Source organism: Dorea sp. Marseille-P4042 (genome assembly GCF_900290215.1).
GTDB classification, from domain to species: Bacteria; Bacillota; Clostridia; order Lachnospirales; family Lachnospiraceae; genus Dorea; species Dorea formicigenerans.
On sequence record NZ_OLMI01000002.1, the window covers coordinates 876,989 to 898,206 of the forward strand.

A 21,218-nucleotide genomic window follows, 5' to 3' on the forward strand; every position below is an offset into this window, starting at 1 on the left:
TATTCCCCCCTTCCAACTCTATAAACTCAGTATACCATGGAAAATATTTAAACTACAATTTTATAAAAAGAAAAGCCACAAAACTAACCATATATCAGCTTTGCGACCAATCATAGTCGGAGTGACAAGATTTGAACTTGCGACCTCTACGTCCCGAACGTAGCGCTCTACCAAGCTGAGCCACACTCCGATATATCTTTAATTAAGTAACCGGATACTCATTCAAGTATCCGGCGCCCCTGCCAAGGAACTACGGATAGAGGACTCGAACCTCTACTAACAGAGTCAGAGTCTGCTGTGCTGCCATTACACCAATCCGCATTAGTGTGATGTTCTGCGTTATCAGCGAACAAATATTATTATACTTAATTCTGAAAAAAAGTCAATACCCTTTTTTTTATTTTTTCGCAATTTTTCACCAAATTTATATCTCTCATTTTCTAGCTGATATATTAGGAAATCTGCATCTATTGTGTGAAAATAAAAAGCGTCAATATTTACTCTTTCACCCTCTACGTCCCGAACGCAGCACCCGTATACGCAAAATGCTGAGTATCTCTTACGAAATACTCAGCATCAATAACTACGGATAGAGGACTCGAACCTCTACTAACAGAGTCAGAGTCTGCTGTGCTGCCATTACACCAATCCGCATTAATGTGACTTACTCTGCTGTTTTATTTGTCCAGCGAATATTAATTATACACGTATTCAAGAGAATGTCAATAGATTTTTTGCATTTTCCCTTTTCACATTTTCCCTTTTTCACCAGACATTTTTCAAATCGCTAATGGGGACGTAGCATTTTCACAAAATGCTACGTCCCCATCTACAATTTTACTGCAATTTACATTTCTTTGATTCTCTTGATTGCTGCTACTGTGTTTTCGTATGTTCCAAATGCTGTCAGGCGGAAATATCCTTCTCCGCTTGGTCCGAATCCTGAACCTGGTGTTCCGACTACGTTTGCTTTTTCAAGCAGATAATCGAAGAAATCCCAGGATGTCATTCCTTTTGGTACTTCTAACCAGATATATGGTGCATTCACGCCGCCGGATACGTTGTATCCTGCGTCTTTCAGTCCTTGTTTGATTGTTTTTGCATTGTTCATGTAATAAGCGACCTGATCTTTTAACTGAGCCTTTCCCGCTTCGCTGTATACCGCTTCCCCTGCACGTTGTACGATGTAAGGTGCTCCGTTGTATTTTGTTCCATGACGTCTTGCCCACAGGGAATGAAGCATCACGTCTCCGGATTTCAGATCTTTTGGAATAACGGTTGCTCCAAGACGTACTCCTGTAAATCCTGCATTCTTAGAGAAGCTTCGAAGCTCTATTGCGCATGTTCTTGCTCCTTCGCACTCGTAAATGGTGTGTGGTACGTCTGACTCGGAGATATATGCTTCATATGCAGAGTCGTAGATGATGACTGCTCCGACTCTATTAGCGTAATCTACCCACTCCTGAAGCTGTGCTTTTGTGATTGTAGAACCTGTCGGATTATTCGGGAAACACAGATAAATGATGTCCGGTGTCTCTTCCGGCAATACCGGTGCAAAGTTTGTTTCTTTTGTACAAGGCATGTAGATCACATTGCTCCATGTCTCTGTCTTTGCATCGTAAGTTCCGGTACGTCCTGCCATTACATTTGTATCAACGTACACAGGGTAAACCGGGTCACACACTGCAATCTTACTGTCTGCCGCAAAAATTTCCTGAATATTTCCTGAATCACATTTTGCACCATCAGAAATAAAGATTTCGTCTGCCTGAATGTCGCAGCCTTTATCTTGATAATCGTTCTTTGCCATGGCGCTTCTTAAAAATTCGTATCCAAGATCTGGTGCATATCCGTGAAATGTCTCGGCATGGCCCATCTCATCAACAGCCTTGTGCATTGCCTCGATAATTACCGGTGCAAGTGGCTGTGTTACATCACCGATTCCAAGTCGGATGATCTGCTTGTCTGGATTAGCTGCCTGATATGCTGATACTTTCTTTCCAATCGTTGAAAAAAGGTAACTTCCTGGTAATTTCAGATAATTTTCGTTTACTTTAAACATCTTTCTAGTCTCCTTTATTTATTCATTATGTGATATCTTACAATGTCGTTTCTATCCATTCTTACATGGCGTCTTACAATATCTTTCACAATCCATGGGACACATCAGCTTATTTCTCACCACCTATAGAGGCGGAGTCATCTCCCAGCTGATCTATCTCCCCGTCAAATACAACGGTCGCCGGACCTGTCATATAGACATGATTATCTTCTTCATTCCATTCAATCTGAAGATTTCCTCCCAGAAGACGGATTTCTACTTCTCGCTCTGTATATCCGTTTAAAATGCTCGCGACTGCTACAGCACATGCTCCGGTTCCACATGCAAGTGTCTCGCCGGATCCTCTCTCCCACACACGCATTTCCACGGTCTTTCTGTCGATAACTCTTGCGAATTCTGTATTAATCCGCTGTGGAAATCTCTCATGGTTCTCGAATTTCGGTCCGATTTTTTCAATGTCAAGTCCCTGTACATCATCAATGTAGACAACATCGTGAGGGTTTCCCATTGATACACCAGTCATATGATACTCTTTCCCGTCTACTTTAATCTGAGCATTTAGTACCCTATCAGTTTCATCGGAATACCCTTTCATTATAATCGGAATTTTCTCCGGGTCAAGCTCCGGTTCTCCCATATCAACACGTACCAGTGCAACTTTTCCATCTTTCACCGTCAGATCCAGATATTTAATTCCTCCAAGTGTCTCCACGGAAATGTGTGTCTTATCAGTCAGTCCGTAATCATAGACATACTTTGCAACACAACGGATTCCATTTCCACACATTTCTCCTCTGGAACCATCTGCATTATACATCTCCATTTCAAAATCAGCCACCTTAGACGGATTGATCATGATCAGACCGTCTGACCCGATTCCGAAATGTCTGTTACTGACAATCTTTGCCACCTCAGGTGGATTGTCGATTTTTTCTTTGAAACAATTTACATAAACGTAATCGTTCCCCAGACCTTGCATTTTTGTGAATTTCATTTTTATTATTTCTCCCATCTTTATTCATTCATAATGCTAAGTACCATCTCCGCTGTCTCTACGATATTCGTTCCGCTGTCCATACTGTTCTTCTGAAGATACCGGTGTGCCTCTTCTTCTGTCATATTATTTCGCGCCATCAGCAATTCTTTTGCTTTTCGGATCAATGCTTCCTGTTCAGGAGTCCTGCTCTTAATCGTTTTCTTACGTTTTCTGCGCCGCCGGTCCATATTTTGAAGCATCATCTGAAGGGTATTCATAAGATCATACGCTTTGATCGGCATAGTCAGTCCCATGACACCACTTGCCAGCCCTTCTTCCCATTTCCCTTGTGACGCAATCAAAAGCATCTCAAAGCGATCCGGCAAATATTCTCTTAATTCTGAATACATCATATCTTTTAGTTTGTATCCACACACGATAATTCCTTCATCAACAGAATCTGCGTAGTTCATCGCCTGCGCTCCTGTCGTGCACACTCCAGTAACATTAAGCCCTGCACGCACTAACAGATTTCGGATATTGGTCGCATTATCCTTGTTCGGAAATACAACTATAATACCTACCAATTTGCCACCTCCTGCTGTGTATCGCTGCTAAAACCGACCTTCTGTCCGCTTTTAGCGGCTTCCTGAATCTTTTCTTCTCTCTGATAAGAAATATTTCACACAACAGCGGGCTTAGATTCGATGTAAATATTTATTAAGCTCCCATTCTGTGACCTGGGTTACATATTCCTCGTATTCCTTTTTCTTAGCTTGTGTATACTTCTGCACCAGATCATTTCCAAGTACATTTTTAATATACTCGTCTTTTTCAAATTCCTGACACGCTTCCATCAGATTCATTGGAAGCTTTTCTACTCCTGCCTCTTTGAGTTCTTCCTCGCTCATCTCAAATAAGTTGCGGTCGATGCTATCCGGTGGCATGATCTTACTACGGATACCGTCCAGTCCTGCTGCCAGACATACTGCCAGTGCCAGATAAGGGTTTGCTGCAGTATCCGGACTACGAAGTTCGATTCTGACGTTCCCCCCACGGTCTGCCGGAATTCGGATAAGTGGCGTCCGATTCTTTCTGGACCATGCGATATGCACCGGTGCCTCAAATCCCGGCACAAACCGTTTATAAGAATTTACAATAGGATTCGTGATAAATGTCATGGCTTTAATGTGCTTCATCAAACCGCCAATAAAATAGTATGCCTCTTTACTCATACCATTCGGGTCATTCTTGTCATTGAATACATTTTCCCCCGCTTCATTATGAAGGGACATATTCATATGCATACCAGAGCCATTTTCATTGTACTTCGGTTTCGGCATAAATGTAGCATGAAGCCCGTGACGCTTGGCAATCGTCTTTACGACTAGTTTAAATGTCATAATATTATCCGCAGTTAAAAGTGCCTCATCATATTTAAAATCCACTTCATGCTGTGCCGGTGCAAATTCATGGTGAGATTCTTCTACTTCAAATCCCATATCCTCCAGTGTCAGAACAATATCACGCCTTGCATTTTCTCCTAAATCTAACGGTCCCAGATCAAAATAGCTTGCCTTCTCATGAGAAAATGTAGTCGGAAGTCCGTCTTCGTCCGTATGGAATAAGAAGAACTCACACTCTGGTCCCACGTCAAATGTATACCCCATCTCTTTTGCTTCGGCAATCACTTTCTTTAACACATATCTTGGATCACTTTCAAACATACTGCCGTCCGCTTTCTGTACATCACAGAGCAGCCTTGCTACTTTCCCCTGCTGCGGTCTCCACGGAAAGATTTCAAATGTATTCAGATCCGGGCGAAGATACATATCCGAATCTTCCATTCTCGCAAAACCTTCAATGGCAGAACCATCGAACATGCACTCATTATCCAGCGCCTTCTCAAGCTGGCTGCTGGTGATTGCTACATTTTTCAAAGTTCCATACATATCTGTGAACTGAAGACGAATGAAACCAACGTCCTCCTCTTCCACCATCCTCAAAATATCCTCGCGTGTGTAATTGTTCATAAGAAACCTCCCGCTTGTTTTATTTTTTACTATCTGACTCTATAAAAGCCAGATGCTCCGTGCTTTGCACTCCCGCATCTGCTGCCACATTCACAATCCGGGCTTTCGCCCTTCTTGTTCATGCAGCTCAGATTATCTAATAGATAGCCTGTAATGCATGTAAACATGCCTCCAAGCTATCTATTGATAATACTTTTATAGCAAAAAAGGGCGCTCTCATACAAGGATGAAAACGCCGTTGTCTCACATGTTTATGATTATAAAAAGAAAATGATGCTTTGTCAATCCTGACAATTGATTAATAGTGTATATTTCAAATGGAACTCAATTGCAAAGTTAAATCCTATGAGCAAATATATCTGCATAAAAAATGAAGACCTTCTGTTCAACACAGAAAATCCTCATTTGTTTAAGTTACCTCATAAAATATGTCCAAATTTTCAGGCACATATCACTCTGATCCGGCATCAATATTTCTTACTTTTTATTCTACTCTTCGTCATCTAACCAGTAGTCATCTGCATATTCGTTATAATTATTTCCATTGTTATTGCCAACGGAAATTCCTTTTTTAATTGGAGAAATTAAAAATCCATAAATCACTCCTAAAAGAACACAACAAAGCATAATCAGAACTTTCTCTTCACCTGACCATTCACGGTCAAAAACTTCCTTCACCTTATCTAAAAAATCACGCATACCACTACCTCCTATTTCTCGTACTCACGCACAAATATTCTAAATCAAGTATACACACAAACCGACACAGGTGCAAGTAATCTATTTCATACAATTCATAATAACTGTAATCATCATTTCCATTTCATCTGGTTTTGATTCTGCAACCATAATCGTAAGTGCTGCCAGCGGAAGGTAGCGCGAGCGTGCCTTATAGGACTATTCTTGTGCCTGTATTATATAATTTTATATCCGATGAATACCACTCTGAATCTCATCTGCCCATCTTTGTAGTTCTTCGGATTTTCCTCCGAAGAGCTTGAGCAGTGTTCCTGTCGGGTTCTCGGTTCCTGCGAATGCATTTGCCTCGTCTGTATCTACATGCATTGCAAGTGCGAACTGCGGACTGACGCGAACGATGACATCTGCAAATATCAGTGCCCGTTCAAAGCTCTGTGTAATGACGAATACAGAGTCGTTATCTTTTACATTTAACTGATATGCCTGTACCGGTGTCATGTGTATATGGCGTTTTGCCACAATCACACCGTGGTCTAATTCCACGCTTCCACACGGTCCCACCAGTGTACATCCAGGTGTCCCTGCAGTGTCTCCGGACTGACGTATCATTCCTGGAATTCCCAGTTTTCTGGAATCTGTCATTGAGATTTCCACCTGAGTCTCCCCACGGAAAGGTCCAAGAACTGCAACCCTCTCGAATGCTCCTTTTGGTCCGCGGACCTCCAGGCGTTCTTCACAGGCAAACTGTCCCGGCTGGCTGAGTTCTGACTTAAATGTCAGTTCTTTTCCTTTTCCAAATAATATTTCAAAATCTTCCCGGCACAGATGAATGTGCCTTGCACTTGTCTCGATTGGTATTGCAAGTCCCATGCCTTTACCTCATTTCCCTAATTCATAAATCTTACTATATTCTATATCTACAAGCCCGGAGCGAACCTATTGCCGCTCCACGCCTGCAGATTATGAACGCATCTTACATTTATCTTGAACATCTGAACAGAAGGTCTTCCCATCTTCTGTCTACTTCCTTCTGGAATGCCCCAAGAAGGTCTTCGTTACCTTTCTTGAATAAATGTTTGAATCTTCCCTGTGGTCTTAAGAAGTCCTCGATTGGAAGTTTCTTCTTTGGCTCATAGTTCAGGATCCATTTTCCTTCTACGACCTCGAACAGCGGCCAGTAACATGTCTCTACACCAAGTTTACAGATTTCCATAATGTCTGGTGTGTTGTATCTCCATCCACGCGGGCATGGTGCCATAATGTTTAGGAATGCTGCACCCGGTGTATAGATAGCTTTTTCGGATTTGATGTGCAGATCTTTAAAGTTCTGTACAAATGTAGTCTGTGCAACGTACGGAATATCGTGTGCCGCAATTACAGATGCCAGATCTTTTCTGTTCTGCGGTTTACCATTGCTCTCGCTTCCAACTGGTGTTGTTGTTGTATCTGCATACATTGGTGTTGCAGAAGAACGCTGGATACCTGTGTTCATATAAGCTCCGTTATCGTAGCACACATATACAAGATCCTGATTACGCTCCATTGCCCCGGATAATGACTGAAGTCCGATATCGTATGTACCGCCGTCTCCACCAAATGTAATGAATTTGTAATTTGTATCCTGTAATTTTCCTTTTCTCTTTAACGCTTTGTAAGCGCCTTCAACACCGCTGAGTGTTGCCCCTGCATTTTCAAATGCATTGTGAATGTAGCTGTCTTCCCATGCTGTGTATGGATATGTAAATGTAGAAACTTCCAGACATCCTGTTGCATTTCCGATGACTGCTTTGTCCCCTTCATGAAGACCACGAAGGACATTTCTTACTGCAATTGTTCCGCCACATCCGGCGCACATTCTGTGTCCAGGAGCAAGACGCTCTGGTTTGTTCATTGTCTCTTTAAAATTATAACTCATCTTCTTCGCGCCTCCTTATTCTCTGATTCCCATGTAACGATACATTTCTCCGGCATCACCATCTGCAATGACCTGTTTCAGTGTTTCGTATACATTTTCCATATCTTCGACACGCACATCACGTCCACCAAGTCCATATACATAGTTAATTGCGAGTGCCTGGCTTCTTGCACGGAATAATGCAGACATCACATCTGCTCCAAGTGGGCCACCGTGATTTGTATAACTCTCTGCACGGTCCATGATCGCGATTGCCTTGACATTTTTCAATGCTTCTGCAATCTCATCAGCCGGGAATGGACGGAACAGACGGATCTTAATCAGTCCGACTTTCTCTCCCTGCTCGCGAAGTCTGTCTACTGCATCTTTTGTTGTTCCTGCTGCGGAACCAATGATAACAACTGCACGTTCAGCATCTTCCATACGATACTCCTCGAAAAGTCCGTATTTTCTGCCGGAAAGCTTCTCAAAATCCTCAGCCACTTCTTTTACGACACGGCTGACATTTCTTGTTCCTTCTGCCTGGTTACGCTTTGCTTCCATATAATAATCTGTAATAGAGTAAGGGCCGACTGCCATCGGGCACTCCGGATTCAGAAGATAATCTTCCGGCTCATACTCACCAACAAAATTCTTGACGTCTGCATCTTCCAGAAGTTCAATGTTCTCTACGGCGTGGCTTGTGATAAATCCATCCTGACAGATCATGATTGGAAGGCGTACATCTTTATGCTCGGAAATGCGGAAAGCCTGAACCATGTTGTCATAAGCTTCCTGATTATTCTCTGCGTAAATCTGGATCCAGCCTGCATCTCTTGCTCCCATACTGTCAGAATGATCACAGTTGATATTGATCGGACCGGACAGTGCACGATTTACAAGTGCAAGTGCAAGCGGAAGTCTGTTAGAAGCTGCAATGTAAAGTTCCTCCCACATATAAGCAAGTCCACAGGAAGAAGTTGCTGTAAGGCTTCGTGCTCCTGCAGCAGATGCTCCGATTGCTGCTGACATAGAACTATGCTCACTCTCAACCGGGATAAATTCTGTATCCACCTGTCCATTTGCTACAAATGAAGCGAAATACTGCGGAATCTCCGTAGATGGTGTAATTGGGAATGCCGGAAATACGTCCGGATTAATCTGTCTTAAAGCGATTGCTATTGCTTCATTTCCTGATAAACGATCTCTTTTTCCTGCCATCTTATTTCACTCCTTCCATCGTAATTGCACCGAACGGACATGCTTTTACACAAATACCGCATCCTTTGCAATGGTCATAATCAAATGCTCCTCTTTTCATATCCTTAACCGGGATACAACTGTCCGGACAGACAGGTACACATAACAGACACTGTTTACATTTGTCTTCAATAAATTCCGGCTTTACACTTGTCCACTCACCGGTGTGGAAATCCTTTGAAGTCCCTGCTCCGGCAACGATCATTCCTTCAGTCAGATCCTGCCATTTTGTCTTAACTCCTAATTTGCTGATATCTGTAGCCATTATTTTACCTCCTTCAGTGCCATCTCAAGAGCCTTCATGTTACCGTCGATAACCTCTGGCTTGCTGGCGAATTTATGTTTGAAAGAAGCCTGCATCTCTCTTAAAAATGTCTCTTCGTCCATGATATTTGCAACTTTTACGATTGCTGCAAGAAGCGGTGTATTCGGGAAATATTTTCCCATAGCTTCCATAGATACTTTATGTGCATCTATCGTGTAAAGTTTTCCTTCGTATCCTTTCAGATGTGGAATAATCTCTTCTTTTGGGCGGGCTGTATTTACAAGGATCGCCCCCTCTTTTTTCAGTCCTGCTGTTACATCTACAGTCTCAAGAAGTGACTCGTCTACAACAACTACGAACTCTGGGTCATAAATGTTAGAATGTACACGGATCACCTCATCGCTGATTCTGTTGTACGCTGTGATCGGCGCACCCATACGCTCCGGACCATACTCCGGAAATCCCTGTACGTATTTTCCTGTCTTAAATGCAACATCAGCTAACAGTAATGCTGCTGTCTTGGCACCCTGACCGCCACGGCCATGCCATCTGATCTCTGTGTGATTACTCATGCATCTTCTCCTTTCTCTTGTTGTGTATAAGTATGATGCCTACAGATTACTCCACGCTTTAACTCTTCTACGTCTATGCTTCTATTAGTGCAAAGCTTGTGTCACTGGCATCATATATACAAAAAGTCCGCCCCTGAAATAGGGACGGACATATTATCAGTTCCGCAACCACCCTGTTCTTCTAAAACAAGTGATATTCACTACGTACAATCATACGTGATTTCTATAACGGGAAATCCCCGTGAAAACTTACCTGATGTGATTCTTTCAGCTTTCCTTCTCAGAGATGATTTTCAAAATAAGCCTCCCGCTGTCTTTCAGCACCGACAGCTCTCTGTAGGGAAATCTCTTATCTCTACTCTTTCTCTTCACAGAATTTAAATTATAGAGCGCAATCTGTTTTTGCGTTACATAAATATTACTCTATATTCAGAGAAAGGTCAATAGGTTTTTGAAAAATTATAATCACTACATTTTTGTTACACATCTGTAACTTCTTTATTCGTCCTCCAAGTGGCATGCCACGTAGTGGTCTTCCCCAATCAGGCGAAGTGCTGGTTCTTCCTCTCGGCATCTTTCTGTTGCGTATTTGCAGCGATTCTGGAAACGGCATCCCTTTGGTGGGTCTACCGGACTTGGGATTTCTCCACCCATCTTAATTCGCTCTTTCTTCGCCTCTACGTGTGGATCTGGAATCGGAATCGCAGACAGAAGTGCCTGTGTATATGGATGTGCCGGCTGCTCATACAAGCGGTCAGCGGCTGTAATCTCCACTACTTTTCCAAGGTACATGACCATAACACGGTCGGAAATGTATTTTACCATAGAAAGGTCATGGGCGATAAACATATAAGTCAGACCCTTTTCTTCCTGCAATTTATCGAGCAGATTTACAATCTGAGCCTGAATAGACACGTCAAGAGCAGAAATCGGCTCATCACACACGATAAATTCTGGTTCTACTGCCAGTGCTCTGGCAATTCCGATACGCTGCCGTTGTCCACCTGAAAACTCGTGGATATAACGCTCTCCATACTGTGCATCCAGACCGACTGTTACGAGAAGTTCATTAACCCTCTCTTTAATCTCTTTCTCGCTCTTTGCCAGTCCATGTGCTCGGATTCCTTCTGCGATGATGTCCTGAACTTTCATCTTCGGGTCCAGAGACGCATACGGATCCTGGAAAATAATCTGCGCGTGCTTCGTGAACTGCTTGCGCTCCTCACCTTTCAGTTTGTGTACATCTTTTCCTCGGTAGAGAACTTCTCCATCTGTTCTGTCATACAGACCAAGAACTGTTCTTCCACATGTTGTCTTTCCGCAGCCGGATTCTCCTACGACGCCAAGTGTCTCACCCGGACGAATGTAGAACGAGACATCGTCAACGGCTTTTAAAGTTCCTTTTCCGACTTTGAAATATTTTTTCAGTCCTTTTACTTCTAACAAATATTCGTTCTTCTCCACTATCGTCCCTCCTTCTGAAGCCAGCAGCATACTTCGTGACATTCACTCAGCTTACTTTCTTCCGGAAATGCTGTTTCACAGATGTCCATTCTTTCTTTACATCTCTGTGCGAATGGACACCCCTTCGGCGGATTAATCATGTTCGGCGGTGCGCCTTCGATTGTCTCCAGTTTCTCGCCTTCCATATCCAGACGTGGAACTGCACGCAGCAGTGCCTTTGTATAAGGATGGGTCGGATGATAGAAAATATCTTCTGCCGTGCCACGCTCCACGATTTTTCCTGCATACATAACAATAATATCTGTAGCAAAATTTGCAACAATTCCAAGATCATGTGTAATCAGGATAATACTCATCGGGTGCTCTTTCTGAATCTCTTTCATCATATCCAGAATGTCCGCCTGAACTGTTACATCAAGTGCAGTTGTCGGCTCATCGGCAATAAGAAGATCCGGATTCAGTGTCATTGCAATAGCAATCATAACACGCTGGCGCATTCCACCGGAAAACTCATGCGGATACTGCTTCATACGCAGCTCTGGATTCGGGATTCCTACTCTCTCCAGCATCTGAACTGCTTCTGCCCACGCTTCCTGTTTGCTCACTTTCTTATGAACTCGGATTTTTTCCATAATCTGTTTTCCAACAGTCATAGTCGGATTCAACGCTGTCAGCGCATCCTGGAAGCAAATGGAACATTTCGGTCCCCGGTAAGCTTCCCACTGTTTCCTATTATATTCCTGAATATTTTCCCCCTGGAAAATTATCTGACTGTCTTTGCTTACATATCCAGGCTTTTTAATCAATCCCATAATCGACTTTGATGTAACGGATTTTCCACAGCCGGACTCTCCTACGATAGCTGTCACACTACCTTTTTCTATATCAAATGATACATCCCGTACAGCCTGTACTTCCCCTTTTAATGTCCGGAATGATACAGATAAATTTTTCACTTCTAGTACTTTACTCATTTTCTGCTCTCCTTCCTGACTATTTCACTAATTTCGGATCTAACATCTGCTGTAACATATCTCCTAATACATTAAAGCATAAAACTGTTACAAGAATCATCACTCCAGGTGCCACTGCCATAATTGGGTTATGTAAAATAAATTTCTGAGCTGTCTGCAACATACTTCCCCAGGAAGCCATCGGAAGCTGAACTCCGTAACCTAAGAAACTAAGTGTAGACTCATCCAGAATCGCATTTGCGATACTAAGGCTTGCTGACACGATGATCTGCGGCATCAGATTCGGAATGATATGCTTACGAATAATAGTTCCCTGGCTTACACCCAGAGCTTTTGCAGCAATCACAAAATCTCGCTCTTTGAGTGTCAGGGTCTGTGCACGCACAACTCTGGCTACCTTGGTCCATGAGAAAAAGGCCAGCATTCCTACCAATGTTACAAGGTTACGTGGCATAAATGCATATACAACAATAATAAACAGCAAGCTTGGGACAGACATAAATACATCAACGATACGCATCATAAATGCATCAACTGCACCACCCATGTATCCACTGATGGTTCCAAACAGTGTACCTACTATAACTGCCACGCACATTGCTGCAAATCCAACAAGCAATGAGATACGTCCCCCATATAAAGTTCTTGTAAATGTATCTCGTCCGATATCATCAGTTCCAAGAATATGTGTACTGCTGATTCCCTGCATTTTTTCTGCTACGTTAGATGCATCTGGATCATACGGAGAAAGAGGAGCCATTAAAGAGGCAATTACTATAATCAAAATCAGAACTGTACAGACAACAGCCATTTTATTTGAAAGAAACATTTTCTTCATTGCTTTTCTATCCATTACTCTTCTCCTTTCCCTGTTTAATTCTCGGATCCGCAAATCCATATAAAATGTCTGCCAGGAAGTTACCAATTAAAAGTACGACACAGGCAAGCATCGTGATTCCCATAATCATCGTATAGTCACGGCTGTTGATTGCACTCATACAAAGAGTTCCAAGTCCCGGCCACCCAAAGACAGACTCTACAACGAATGAACCTGTAATCAGTGTTCCAAAGTTCATTCCAACCATTGTAATAATTGGGAGCAGACAGTTCTTCAGTACATGTCCTTTCATGACCTGGAACTGTGGCACACCCTTTGAAACTGCAGTCATAACATAATCTTCTTCCATCTGCTCAATGGTATTTGCACGGATATATCGTACAAATACTGCTGTATTATTTACACTCAATACAAGTGCCGGAAGGATTGCATGCTTAATCAGATCTCCAGTAGATGTATTTCCAATTGCGTGCATACCTGAACTTGGAAGCCAGCCCAGATTCAGGGAAAATAAAATGATCATCATAATTCCGAACCAAAAAGCTGGCAGGGAAATTCCAAGGTACGAAATTCCACTGACGATATTATCAATCCATTTATTCTTATAATATCCTGCTAAAAGTCCAAGTGGTATAGATAACAGAATTGACAGTACCAACGCTGCTCCCATAAGTCCGATTGTATTCGGAAGTTTATCCATAATCTGTTTCTTAACCGGCTGGTGGTTACTGACAGACAGTCCCCAGTCACCTTGTAACATTTTTCCTGCCCAGCTCACATAACGCTCTGCTACATTTCCATTCAGCCCCAAAGATTCACGCATGGCATCTAACTGTTCATCCGACATCTTATATGATGAAACTGCCGGTGAAGTATACAGATACAGTGGATCTCCAGGAGAGAAATAAATAATAGAAAACGCAAACATGGATACTGCAACAAATACAACGAGCATCTGTGCAAGCCGCTTTGCAATAAATTTTTTCATTCTGATTTTTCTCCTATATTCAGAAATAGATTCTGCATAAAACAGAATCTATTTCGGCTTTTCGTTATCTTGTTACATTTATCTTATTTGAAAGACAGTTTTGTATAATCCTCAAATACTGGTGTTGTTGAATATGTCTCTGCTCCCTCAAGGTTGTCGCTTGTAGCAAAGCAGTAGTTAGGGTAAGCGATTGGGTATGTCAGATAAGACTCCATTGCTTTCTCCTGTAACTCTTTGTAGATCTCTGTTCTCTTCTCTACATCTGTAGTTTTTCTACCCTGCTCGAAGAGGTCAAGAATCTCCTGTGGAGTATCGATGTTATTGCCCCATGTTCCATCGAACATACCAGCTACGACCTCACCTGGGTCACCGATTGCTGCATACTCATTCAGGTATAACTCATAATCATCCTTATCTGTGAATACTACATCGAAGAATCCGTTTGCATCAATTCCCTGAATGTCAACATTTACATCGATTGCTTTTAACTGCTCCTGAATCAGAAGTGCTGTTGCCTCCATGTAACTTCTGTCTGTGTTATAGTGAAGAGTAATTGTCTTTCCTGCAAGTCCTGAACTCTGAGCTAACTTCTTAGCCTCGTCAAGATTCTGCTCATACCCTTTTACATCCTTATCATAGAACAGGTTTCTGTTACTGAAAACAGAGTTTGCTGTTGTTCCCATAGAATCTCCGTAAGCACCCTTAACGATTTCTTCCTGGTTCAGTGCCATAAATACAGCTTTTACTGCATCACGGTTCTCCCATGTAGGGCAGTATTTGTTCCAAGCGAGGTATTTTACACGTCCCTCTGCTAATTTATGAAGAGTAACTCCGTCTGTCTCTTCCATCTCTGTTGCTACATCATCAGAAGATACTGCGAAGAAATTGATCTCTCCATTCTTAAATGCAACTTCCTGTGAACTTGCATCTGGAATAACTTTGAATGTAATCTGGTCAATCTGCGGCTCATCACCATAATAGTCCTCAAACTTCTCAAATGTCAGAGACTCACCGTCTTTGAACTCTACAAGTTTGTACGGACCAGATCCGATATCTGTAAGGTTAGCATCTGCAGACTTGATGTCTGTATTTCCGTCAAATGCATGCTCTGGAATCAGAATTAATTTTCCAAGAAGCTCATAGTAAGAAGCAGAAACTTCTGGAAGTGTGAATTTAACTGTCAGGTCATCAACCTTCTCAGCCTTAACTTCTTTGTCACCTACAAATACAACATTGGTATAACCGGCACCGTTGTCTGTGTTCTGGTTACAGTTAAATGTAAAGATTACGTCATCTGCTGTAATCTGCTCACCATCATGCCATTTCAGATTATCTTTTAATTTTAATGTATACTCAAGACCATCCTCAGAAACCTCACAGCTATCAGCCAGGTACCATCTTGTCTCGTCCTGGTCAACATAGTAGAGTTTATCCTGGTATGGAGCAAGCTGGAAAGCTCCCTCTGCCATTGTCTCTAAGTCACCGTTTAAGCTTGTTACTGTTGCAGATACCGGCATTACCAGTGAACTGCTATCACTGCTGGAAGCAGAATCTGTAGATTTGCTGTCGGAACTTTTTCCACAACCAACTGCTACAGTTGCTACCATTGCTACACATAAAAGTGCGCTGATGATTTTCTTTTTCATTCGTTTCCTCCTTAGGTTTACTTTTGTTTCTTTGCATTATTCATTACATGTTGACACTGTATTTTTCCTGTCACATATTGTCAACAATTCATAAGTACGAGCATTATTATATCAAGCTAACATTTCATTTGTCCAATCAAGATTTTAAATAAAAGAGACAGCAAATATTAAACTATTCTATATATGTTCTTTAAATAGAGTGTACTCTAGTTTTTTGCCCATTTTACGGGCTTTCCTGGGATTTAAAACTAATGCATTTTCCCTTAAAATATGCTACGATATATAATATAAATCACACACAAGGAGAGCTCTATGAAAGCTTATGAACGTTTATTAAAATATGTCGCAATCAACACTCCATGCGATGGAACCAGTAACACAACACCTTCTTCGAAATGTCAATTTGACCTGGCTAATCTTCTGAAAGATGAAATGCAACTCCTCGGTGTTTCTGACATTCACCTCACCGAACATTGTTTTCTCTATGGAAAACTTCCAGCCACAAAAGGATATGAAAATGCTCCTGCACTTGGTTTTATTGCTCATATAGATACTGTATCTGATTATTGCAAACATGCAATTCAGCCAGTCATAACTGAAAATTATAATGGCAAAGATCTGCCCCTTGGAAGCAGTGGTCTTATTCTTAGTCCTGATATGTTTGAACATCTCAAAGCTCTAACCGGCCACACACTGATCACGACCGACGGCACAACCATTCTGGGAGCTGACGATAAAGCCGGAATTGCTGAGATTATGACACTGGTTGAACGCTTGCAGTCCCAGCAGATACCTCACGGCCCGATTTGTATTGCTTTTACGCCTGATGAAGAGATTGGAACCGGTATCTCCCTTTTTGATATAGATTTGTTCGATGCCGATTTTGCATATACACTTGACGGCTCTACAGAGGGGAACTTACAATATGAAAACTTTAATGCTGCCAGCGCTTCTTTTGACATTCATGGCGTGAGCGTCCACCCTGGTTCTGCTAAAGACACTATGATCAATGCCTGCCTGATCGCCATGGAAATTAATAACCAACTTCCCAAGCACGAAACACCACGTGATACTGCAGGTTATGAAGGCTTCTATCATTTAGTTCATATAGCTGGAGACTGTGGTTCTGCTCATATGGATTATATTATTCGGGATCATGACAACACTGAGTTTCAAAATCGCAAAAATCACCTTCTTTCCATTGCTGAACAATTAAATGCAAAATGGGGCGCAGGAACCGTAGAACTTTGTATAACCGACCAGTATTATAATATGAAAGATATCATTGAACAAAATATCCACTTAATTGAAAATGCAAAATCTGCGTGTGAAAGAGTTGGACTAATTCCAAATGTTTCTCCAATCCGTGGAGGAACTGACGGTTGTCATCTTAGTTTTCGCGGACTTCCATGCCCTGATATCGGAACTGGGGCACACGCTTATCACGGTCCTTATGAACACATTTCTGCCCAAAGCATGGATAAAGTTGTAGACATGGTCATAGAACTGGTAAAAATATATTCTACATTTTCAAAATAATCTGCCCAAAAGATAATTACGACTACATACTTTCAATAGTACCAAAAAGCGCCGCTCATACAAAATATGAGTGACGCTTTTTCTGATTTATTATGCTAATTTAAAAGGCTTATACTAGTCATTATTATATCTATGACAGGCTACTTTATGTCCCGGTTTCACTTCTCTAAGTTCCGGTCTTTCTGTCTTACAACGATCTGTTGCATATGGGCATCTTGTATAGAACGCACAGCCTTTGAAATCTTCTGTTCGAACCGGCTGTTCTCCACTTAATCCTTTTAATTCCGTACGTTTGATATACGGATCAGGAACCGCCTCAAACAACGCTTCCGTATATGGATGCAATGGATGCTCAAAAAGTTCTTCTGTCCCTGTCTCTTCCATCAGAGTTCCAAGATACATAACTCCGATTCTGTCTGAAATAAAACGTACTACACCGATATCATGAGAAATAAACAAAAGACTCAGTCCCAATTCTTTTTGAAGTTCCACAAGCATGTTCAAAATCTGAGCCTGAATAGATACATCCAGCGCAGATACCGGCTCATCGCAGACAATCAGCTTCGGCTGGATAATCAAAGCTCCGGCAATTCCAAGTCTCTGAACCTGTCCGCCTGATAATTCATGTGGAAACCTGAAATAATGCTCTTCGGAAAGTCCTACCTTTTTCAGGATTTCAACTACGGCTTCTCTTCTCTTCTCATTATCTGTCATTCCGTGGATTTTTAAAGTCTCACTTAAACTATCTCCGATTCTCTGTCTCGGATTAAGCGCTGATAAAGTGTCTTGAAATACCATCTGAATGTCTTTACGCAGTAGGCGAAATTCTTTATCACTTAATTTACATAAGTCCTTTCCATCGTATAAAATCTCTCCACTATCTGCATGATTCAGACCAACAATTGTTCTTCCTGTCGTAGATTTTCCGCATCCAGATTCTCCTACCAGTCCGTAAGTTTCTCCTTTTTCAATAAAGAAAGACATATCATCGACCGCACACATATGTTTCTTCTTTGCAAATAATTTTCCAGAATTATCATACACCGGATATGATTTTTTTAAATGTTTTACTTCCAGCAAATGTTCACTCATCTTTACACCTCCTGCTTTCCGGATTCGGCATATTTCCAACATTTCACTACATGCCCCGGAGCAACTTCACAGGCTGGCGGCTCATGTTCCATGCAGTGCTGATCTGCCATCTTACATCTGGTACAGAAATGACACCCTACCGGTACTTTAGATAACGGAGGCACTGATCCTTCAATCACTGGCAGCGGTTCTCCTTTTTTCACTCCAAGGTGCGGAATACATGTCAGTAGTCCCTGTGTATATGGATGCAGCGGATTCTGGAACAATTCTTCTGTAGATGCTTCTTCAACCACCTGACCAAGATACATAACTTTTACATTATGGCATAAATTTGCAACTGCTCCCATGTCATGGGTAATAAACAATACAGACATTCCAAGCTTTTCGTTCAATTCACGGATCAGCTGCAGAATCTGTTCCTGAATTGTTACATCAAGTGCTGTTGTTGGCTCATCCGCAATCAAAAGCTTTGGTTCACAGGATAATGCCATTGCAATCATAACACGTTGCTGCATACCACCTGAAAGTTCATATGGATACTGTTTAAAACAGTTCTCCGGATTTGGGATTCCTGTCAATTTTAACATTTCAATTGCTTTTTCTTTTGCCTGTTCTTTATTTAACCCTTTATGCAAAGTCAGTACTTCACTCAACTGACTGCCTACAGTATGAACCGGGCTCAATGAAGTCAATGGATCCTGAAAAATAACCGAAATACGGTCTCCTCTGATATCACGGATTTTATTTAAAGGCTGCTTTAACAAATCTTCACCTTCGAATAAAATTTCACCTTCATAGCGGACATTTGTATCATGATCACGAAGTCTTAGAATTGTCTGGGACATAACACTTTTTCCGGAACCAGATTCACCAACTACGCCAGTGATCTCACCTTTTTCAATCTTCAAATTCACGCCATCTACTGCCGGAAGCCACTTTTTATGTACCGGGAACAGAACGTGTAAATCTTTAATCTCTAATATTGTATCATTCATTATTTTTTCACGCCTCCTTTTGTTCTCGGATCCATAAAGTCACGAAGTCCATCTCCAAAAAGATTTAGACTCAGTACACATATAATAACTGCTGCTCCTGGTACAATCATTGTCCAAGGTGCCTTTGAAAGTACTGCTTTACTTGCTTCCAGCATATTTCCCCAACTGGCTGCCGGTGCCGGAACACCCGCTCCAAGGAAGCTAAGAGATGCTTCTGAAATAATTGCCTGTGAAAAAATGTAAGAAGCCTGAACTGTCAGCGGTGAAATAACGCCCGGAAGAATCAGTTTCCATAAGATTCTGAAATTTCCGCTTCCCTGTACTTTTGCAGCTTCTACATAAGTCTGCTCACGAATAACCATAGCGCTGGCACGTACTGTACGCGCTACGTTTGGAGTATATACAATTGTAAGTGCTACAACTACATTCCAGCTTGATGTTCCAAGTGCCGCAATCAATGCAATCGCAAGTAAGATTCCCGGAATTGCAATCAATCCATCACAGATTCTCATAAGGATCTGATCAAGCACTTTGAAATAACTTGCATAAAGTCCGATAATTGTTCCCAAAACACAGGAAAAGATTGCAACACAACCGCCAACCCAAAGAGAAACTCTTGCTCCGTACATTACACGGATAAATAAGTCTCTTCCTAATTCATCTGTTCCAAAAATATGTGCAGCACTTGGTGCTTTCAGACGATCCATGACCACCATTGCATTTGGATCCTGCGTGTTGAGAATCGGAACTAATATTGCAGTAACCAGAATTAATAAAAATCCAATTGTTCCGATAATCAGTCCCGGACTTGCGAGTAATTTTTCTCTTGTAATCTGTCGTTGTTCTTTTATAATTGCCTCACTGGAGGCAGAAATTCCTTTTCTTGTTAATACCATTTTCCGCCCTCCCGTTATTTATTTCTGCCTGGCTGCAGTCTTGGATCTACAAATCCATATAAAATATCAACCACAAGATTTACCAGTACATACAATAATGTTACAAATAATACAACTCCCTGGATTACATATACATCTCTTCGATTAATAGAACCCATTGTCAACATTCCAAGCCCCGGAATATTAAACAACGTCTCCGTTACGATTGTTCCTGTAATCAGACTTCCAAATGACTGTCCGACTGCTGTAAGAATTGCAGGCGCCGCATTTTTAAGTGCATAGCGAAGAACTACTTTTCTTTCTTTTAATCCTTTTGCTCTTGCTGTACGAATATAATTTTTATATAACACCTCAAGAAGTGATGATCTTGTCATTCGTGTAATATAAGCAGCTTGTACAATTCCAAGTGAGAGTGCAGGAACAAACAGATATTTCCAATGTTCCAACAGTCCATTTGCCAATGGTGCATACCCTGCTACCGGGAACCAGTGATGATACACACTAAAAAATAACATTAAAAACATACTTAAAAGGAATCCTGGAATTGCAATACCAAGCAATGACACAGATACTGCTGCTACATCAGTCGCGCTTCCTCTCTTATATGCTGCAAGAATCCCAAGTGGTATAGAAAGAACTAATGCAATTAACTGCGCAAGAATTGCAAGGCTGATTGTTGGGCCAAAATATTCAGCAATTGCTTCTGTTACAGACTCATGTAAAAAGAATGAATCCCCCCAGTTTCCCTGAAATACATTGACGATCCAGTCACCATACTGCACAAGAAATGGTCTGTCAAAACCAAGCTGCGCATTCAAAGCATTTATCTGATCTGCTGATGCTTCCAGTCCTAAAATTGCTGTTGCAGGTCCTCCCGGTATCATATATACAACCAGAAAAACCACAAACGACACAACAAAGAGTACAGGAATCAATGACAGAATACGTTTTCCAATATAAGATAACATATAATTTCCTCCTCCATGATTTTTAAGTTCAATGAAAATATTACTTAAATTTGCAAA

The 21,218-nt window shown here is 41.6% G+C and carries 20 protein-coding genes, 3 tRNA genes and 1 other annotated feature; of the genes, 1 reads left to right on the top strand and 22 read right to left on the bottom strand.

Annotated features, from left to right (window positions below):
• Positions 1-116 precede the first annotated feature (116 nt).
• The 18 genes from C7E02_RS09705 to C7E02_RS09790 form a co-directional block, all read right to left on the bottom strand.
• Positions 117-190, bottom strand: a tRNA-Pro gene (locus C7E02_RS09705).
• A gap of 60 nt (positions 191-250) precedes the next feature.
• A tRNA-Gln gene (locus C7E02_RS09710) sits at positions 251-321 on the bottom strand.
• 262 nt (positions 322-583) lie between these two features.
• Positions 584-654: transfer RNA gene (locus tag C7E02_RS09715), tRNA-Gln, on the bottom strand.
• Between the two features lie 193 nt (positions 655-847).
• Positions 848-2,062: an LL-diaminopimelate aminotransferase gene (locus tag C7E02_RS09720; protein ID WP_005340962.1), complete on the bottom strand. Its 1,215-nt coding sequence runs from the start codon at positions 2,060-2,062 to the stop codon at positions 848-850.
• A gap of 109 nt (positions 2,063-2,171) precedes the next feature.
• Entirely contained in the window at positions 2,172-3,056 is an 885-nt protein-coding gene (dapF, locus tag C7E02_RS09725; protein ID WP_105309442.1) for a diaminopimelate epimerase, read from the bottom strand.
• Positions 3,057-3,076: 20 nt separating this feature from the next.
• The gene (locus C7E02_RS09730) at positions 3,077-3,625 is read right to left on the bottom strand and encodes an ANTAR domain-containing response regulator (protein ID WP_005330590.1); all 549 of its coding nucleotides are present in this window, start codon (positions 3,623-3,625) and stop codon (positions 3,077-3,079) included.
• Between the two features lie 111 nt (positions 3,626-3,736).
• Positions 3,737-5,071 (bottom strand): glutamine synthetase family protein, encoded by a 1,335-nt coding sequence (locus tag C7E02_RS09735; protein WP_029731567.1) that lies wholly within the window; start codon positions 5,069-5,071, stop codon positions 3,737-3,739.
• A 489-nt stretch (positions 5,072-5,560) separates the two neighbouring features.
• Entirely contained in the window at positions 5,561-5,770 is a 210-nt protein-coding gene (locus C7E02_RS09740; RefSeq protein WP_022279229.1) for a hypothetical protein, read from the bottom strand.
• Positions 5,771-5,995: 225 nt separating this feature from the next.
• On the bottom strand, positions 5,996-6,640 hold the full coding sequence (locus C7E02_RS09745) for a PduL/EutD family phosphate acyltransferase (RefSeq protein WP_029731566.1): 645 nt from the start codon (positions 6,638-6,640) through the stop codon (positions 5,996-5,998).
• Between the two features lie 109 nt (positions 6,641-6,749).
• Positions 6,750-7,685, bottom strand: coding sequence for a thiamine pyrophosphate-dependent enzyme (locus tag C7E02_RS09750; protein ID WP_105309443.1), 936 nt, complete (start codon positions 7,683-7,685; stop codon positions 6,750-6,752).
• A gap of 15 nt (positions 7,686-7,700) precedes the next feature.
• A complete protein-coding gene (gene porA / locus C7E02_RS09755) occupies positions 7,701-8,885 on the bottom strand; it encodes a 2-ketoisovalerate ferredoxin oxidoreductase subunit alpha (protein ID WP_005330570.1) in 1,185 nt (394 codons plus the stop codon).
• A 1-nt stretch (position 8,886) separates the two neighbouring features.
• A complete protein-coding gene (locus C7E02_RS09760) occupies positions 8,887-9,189 on the bottom strand; it encodes a 4Fe-4S binding protein (protein ID WP_005330565.1) in 303 nt (100 codons plus the stop codon).
• Positions 9,189-9,761, bottom strand: a complete 573-nt coding sequence (locus C7E02_RS09765) for a 2-oxoacid:acceptor oxidoreductase family protein (protein WP_005340983.1) — start codon at positions 9,759-9,761, stop codon at positions 9,189-9,191. The genes C7E02_RS09760 and C7E02_RS09765 overlap by 1 nt, the downstream gene beginning before the upstream one ends.
• A gap of 137 nt (positions 9,762-9,898) precedes the next feature.
• Positions 9,899-10,142: a binding site (T-box leader), on the bottom strand.
• 117 nt (positions 10,143-10,259) lie between these two features.
• A complete protein-coding gene (locus tag C7E02_RS09770) occupies positions 10,260-11,225 on the bottom strand; it encodes an ABC transporter ATP-binding protein (RefSeq protein WP_105309444.1) in 966 nt (321 codons plus the stop codon).
• Entirely contained in the window at positions 11,225-12,199 is a 975-nt protein-coding gene (locus tag C7E02_RS09775; protein ID WP_105309445.1) for an ABC transporter ATP-binding protein, read from the bottom strand. The genes C7E02_RS09770 and C7E02_RS09775 overlap by 1 nt, the downstream gene beginning before the upstream one ends.
• Before the next feature lie 19 nt (positions 12,200-12,218).
• Positions 12,219-13,052, bottom strand: coding sequence for an ABC transporter permease (locus C7E02_RS09780; RefSeq protein WP_029731562.1), 834 nt, complete (start codon positions 13,050-13,052; stop codon positions 12,219-12,221).
• Positions 13,045-14,025 (bottom strand): ABC transporter permease, encoded by a 981-nt coding sequence (locus C7E02_RS09785; protein ID WP_105309446.1) that lies wholly within the window; start codon positions 14,023-14,025, stop codon positions 13,045-13,047. The genes C7E02_RS09780 and C7E02_RS09785 overlap by 8 nt, the downstream gene beginning before the upstream one ends.
• A gap of 83 nt (positions 14,026-14,108) precedes the next feature.
• Entirely contained in the window at positions 14,109-15,671 is a 1,563-nt protein-coding gene (locus C7E02_RS09790; protein ID WP_105309447.1) for an ABC transporter substrate-binding protein, read from the bottom strand.
• A 312-nt stretch (positions 15,672-15,983) separates the two neighbouring features.
• Between C7E02_RS09790 and pepT the strand changes: the two genes are divergently transcribed.
• A complete protein-coding gene (gene pepT / locus C7E02_RS09795) occupies positions 15,984-17,210 on the top strand; it encodes a peptidase T (RefSeq protein WP_105309448.1) in 1,227 nt (408 codons plus the stop codon).
• Positions 17,211-17,324: 114 nt separating this feature from the next.
• On the opposite strand, the gene C7E02_RS09800 is transcribed toward pepT, so the two are convergent.
• The 4 genes from C7E02_RS09800 to C7E02_RS09815 are packed head-to-tail and all read right to left on the bottom strand — an operon-like array spanning position 17,325 to position 21,161.
• Positions 17,325-18,302 carry an ABC transporter ATP-binding protein gene (locus C7E02_RS09800; RefSeq protein ID WP_105309449.1) on the bottom strand — a complete coding sequence of 326 codons (978 nt, stop codon included), beginning with the start codon at positions 18,300-18,302 and terminating at the stop codon, positions 17,325-17,327.
• Positions 18,303-18,304: 2 nt separating this feature from the next.
• Positions 18,305-19,297 carry an ABC transporter ATP-binding protein gene (locus tag C7E02_RS09805; protein WP_105309450.1) on the bottom strand — a complete coding sequence of 331 codons (993 nt, stop codon included), beginning with the start codon at positions 19,295-19,297 and terminating at the stop codon, positions 18,305-18,307.
• Entirely contained in the window at positions 19,297-20,193 is an 897-nt protein-coding gene (locus C7E02_RS09810; protein WP_029731557.1) for an ABC transporter permease, read from the bottom strand. Before C7E02_RS09810 ends, C7E02_RS09805 begins: the two co-directional genes overlap by 1 nt.
• 14 nt (positions 20,194-20,207) lie before the next feature.
• Complete coding sequence (locus C7E02_RS09815) at positions 20,208-21,161, bottom strand: ABC transporter permease (RefSeq protein WP_105309451.1); 954 nt, start codon at positions 21,159-21,161, stop codon at positions 20,208-20,210.
• Between the last annotated feature and the right edge of the window lie 57 nt (positions 21,162-21,218).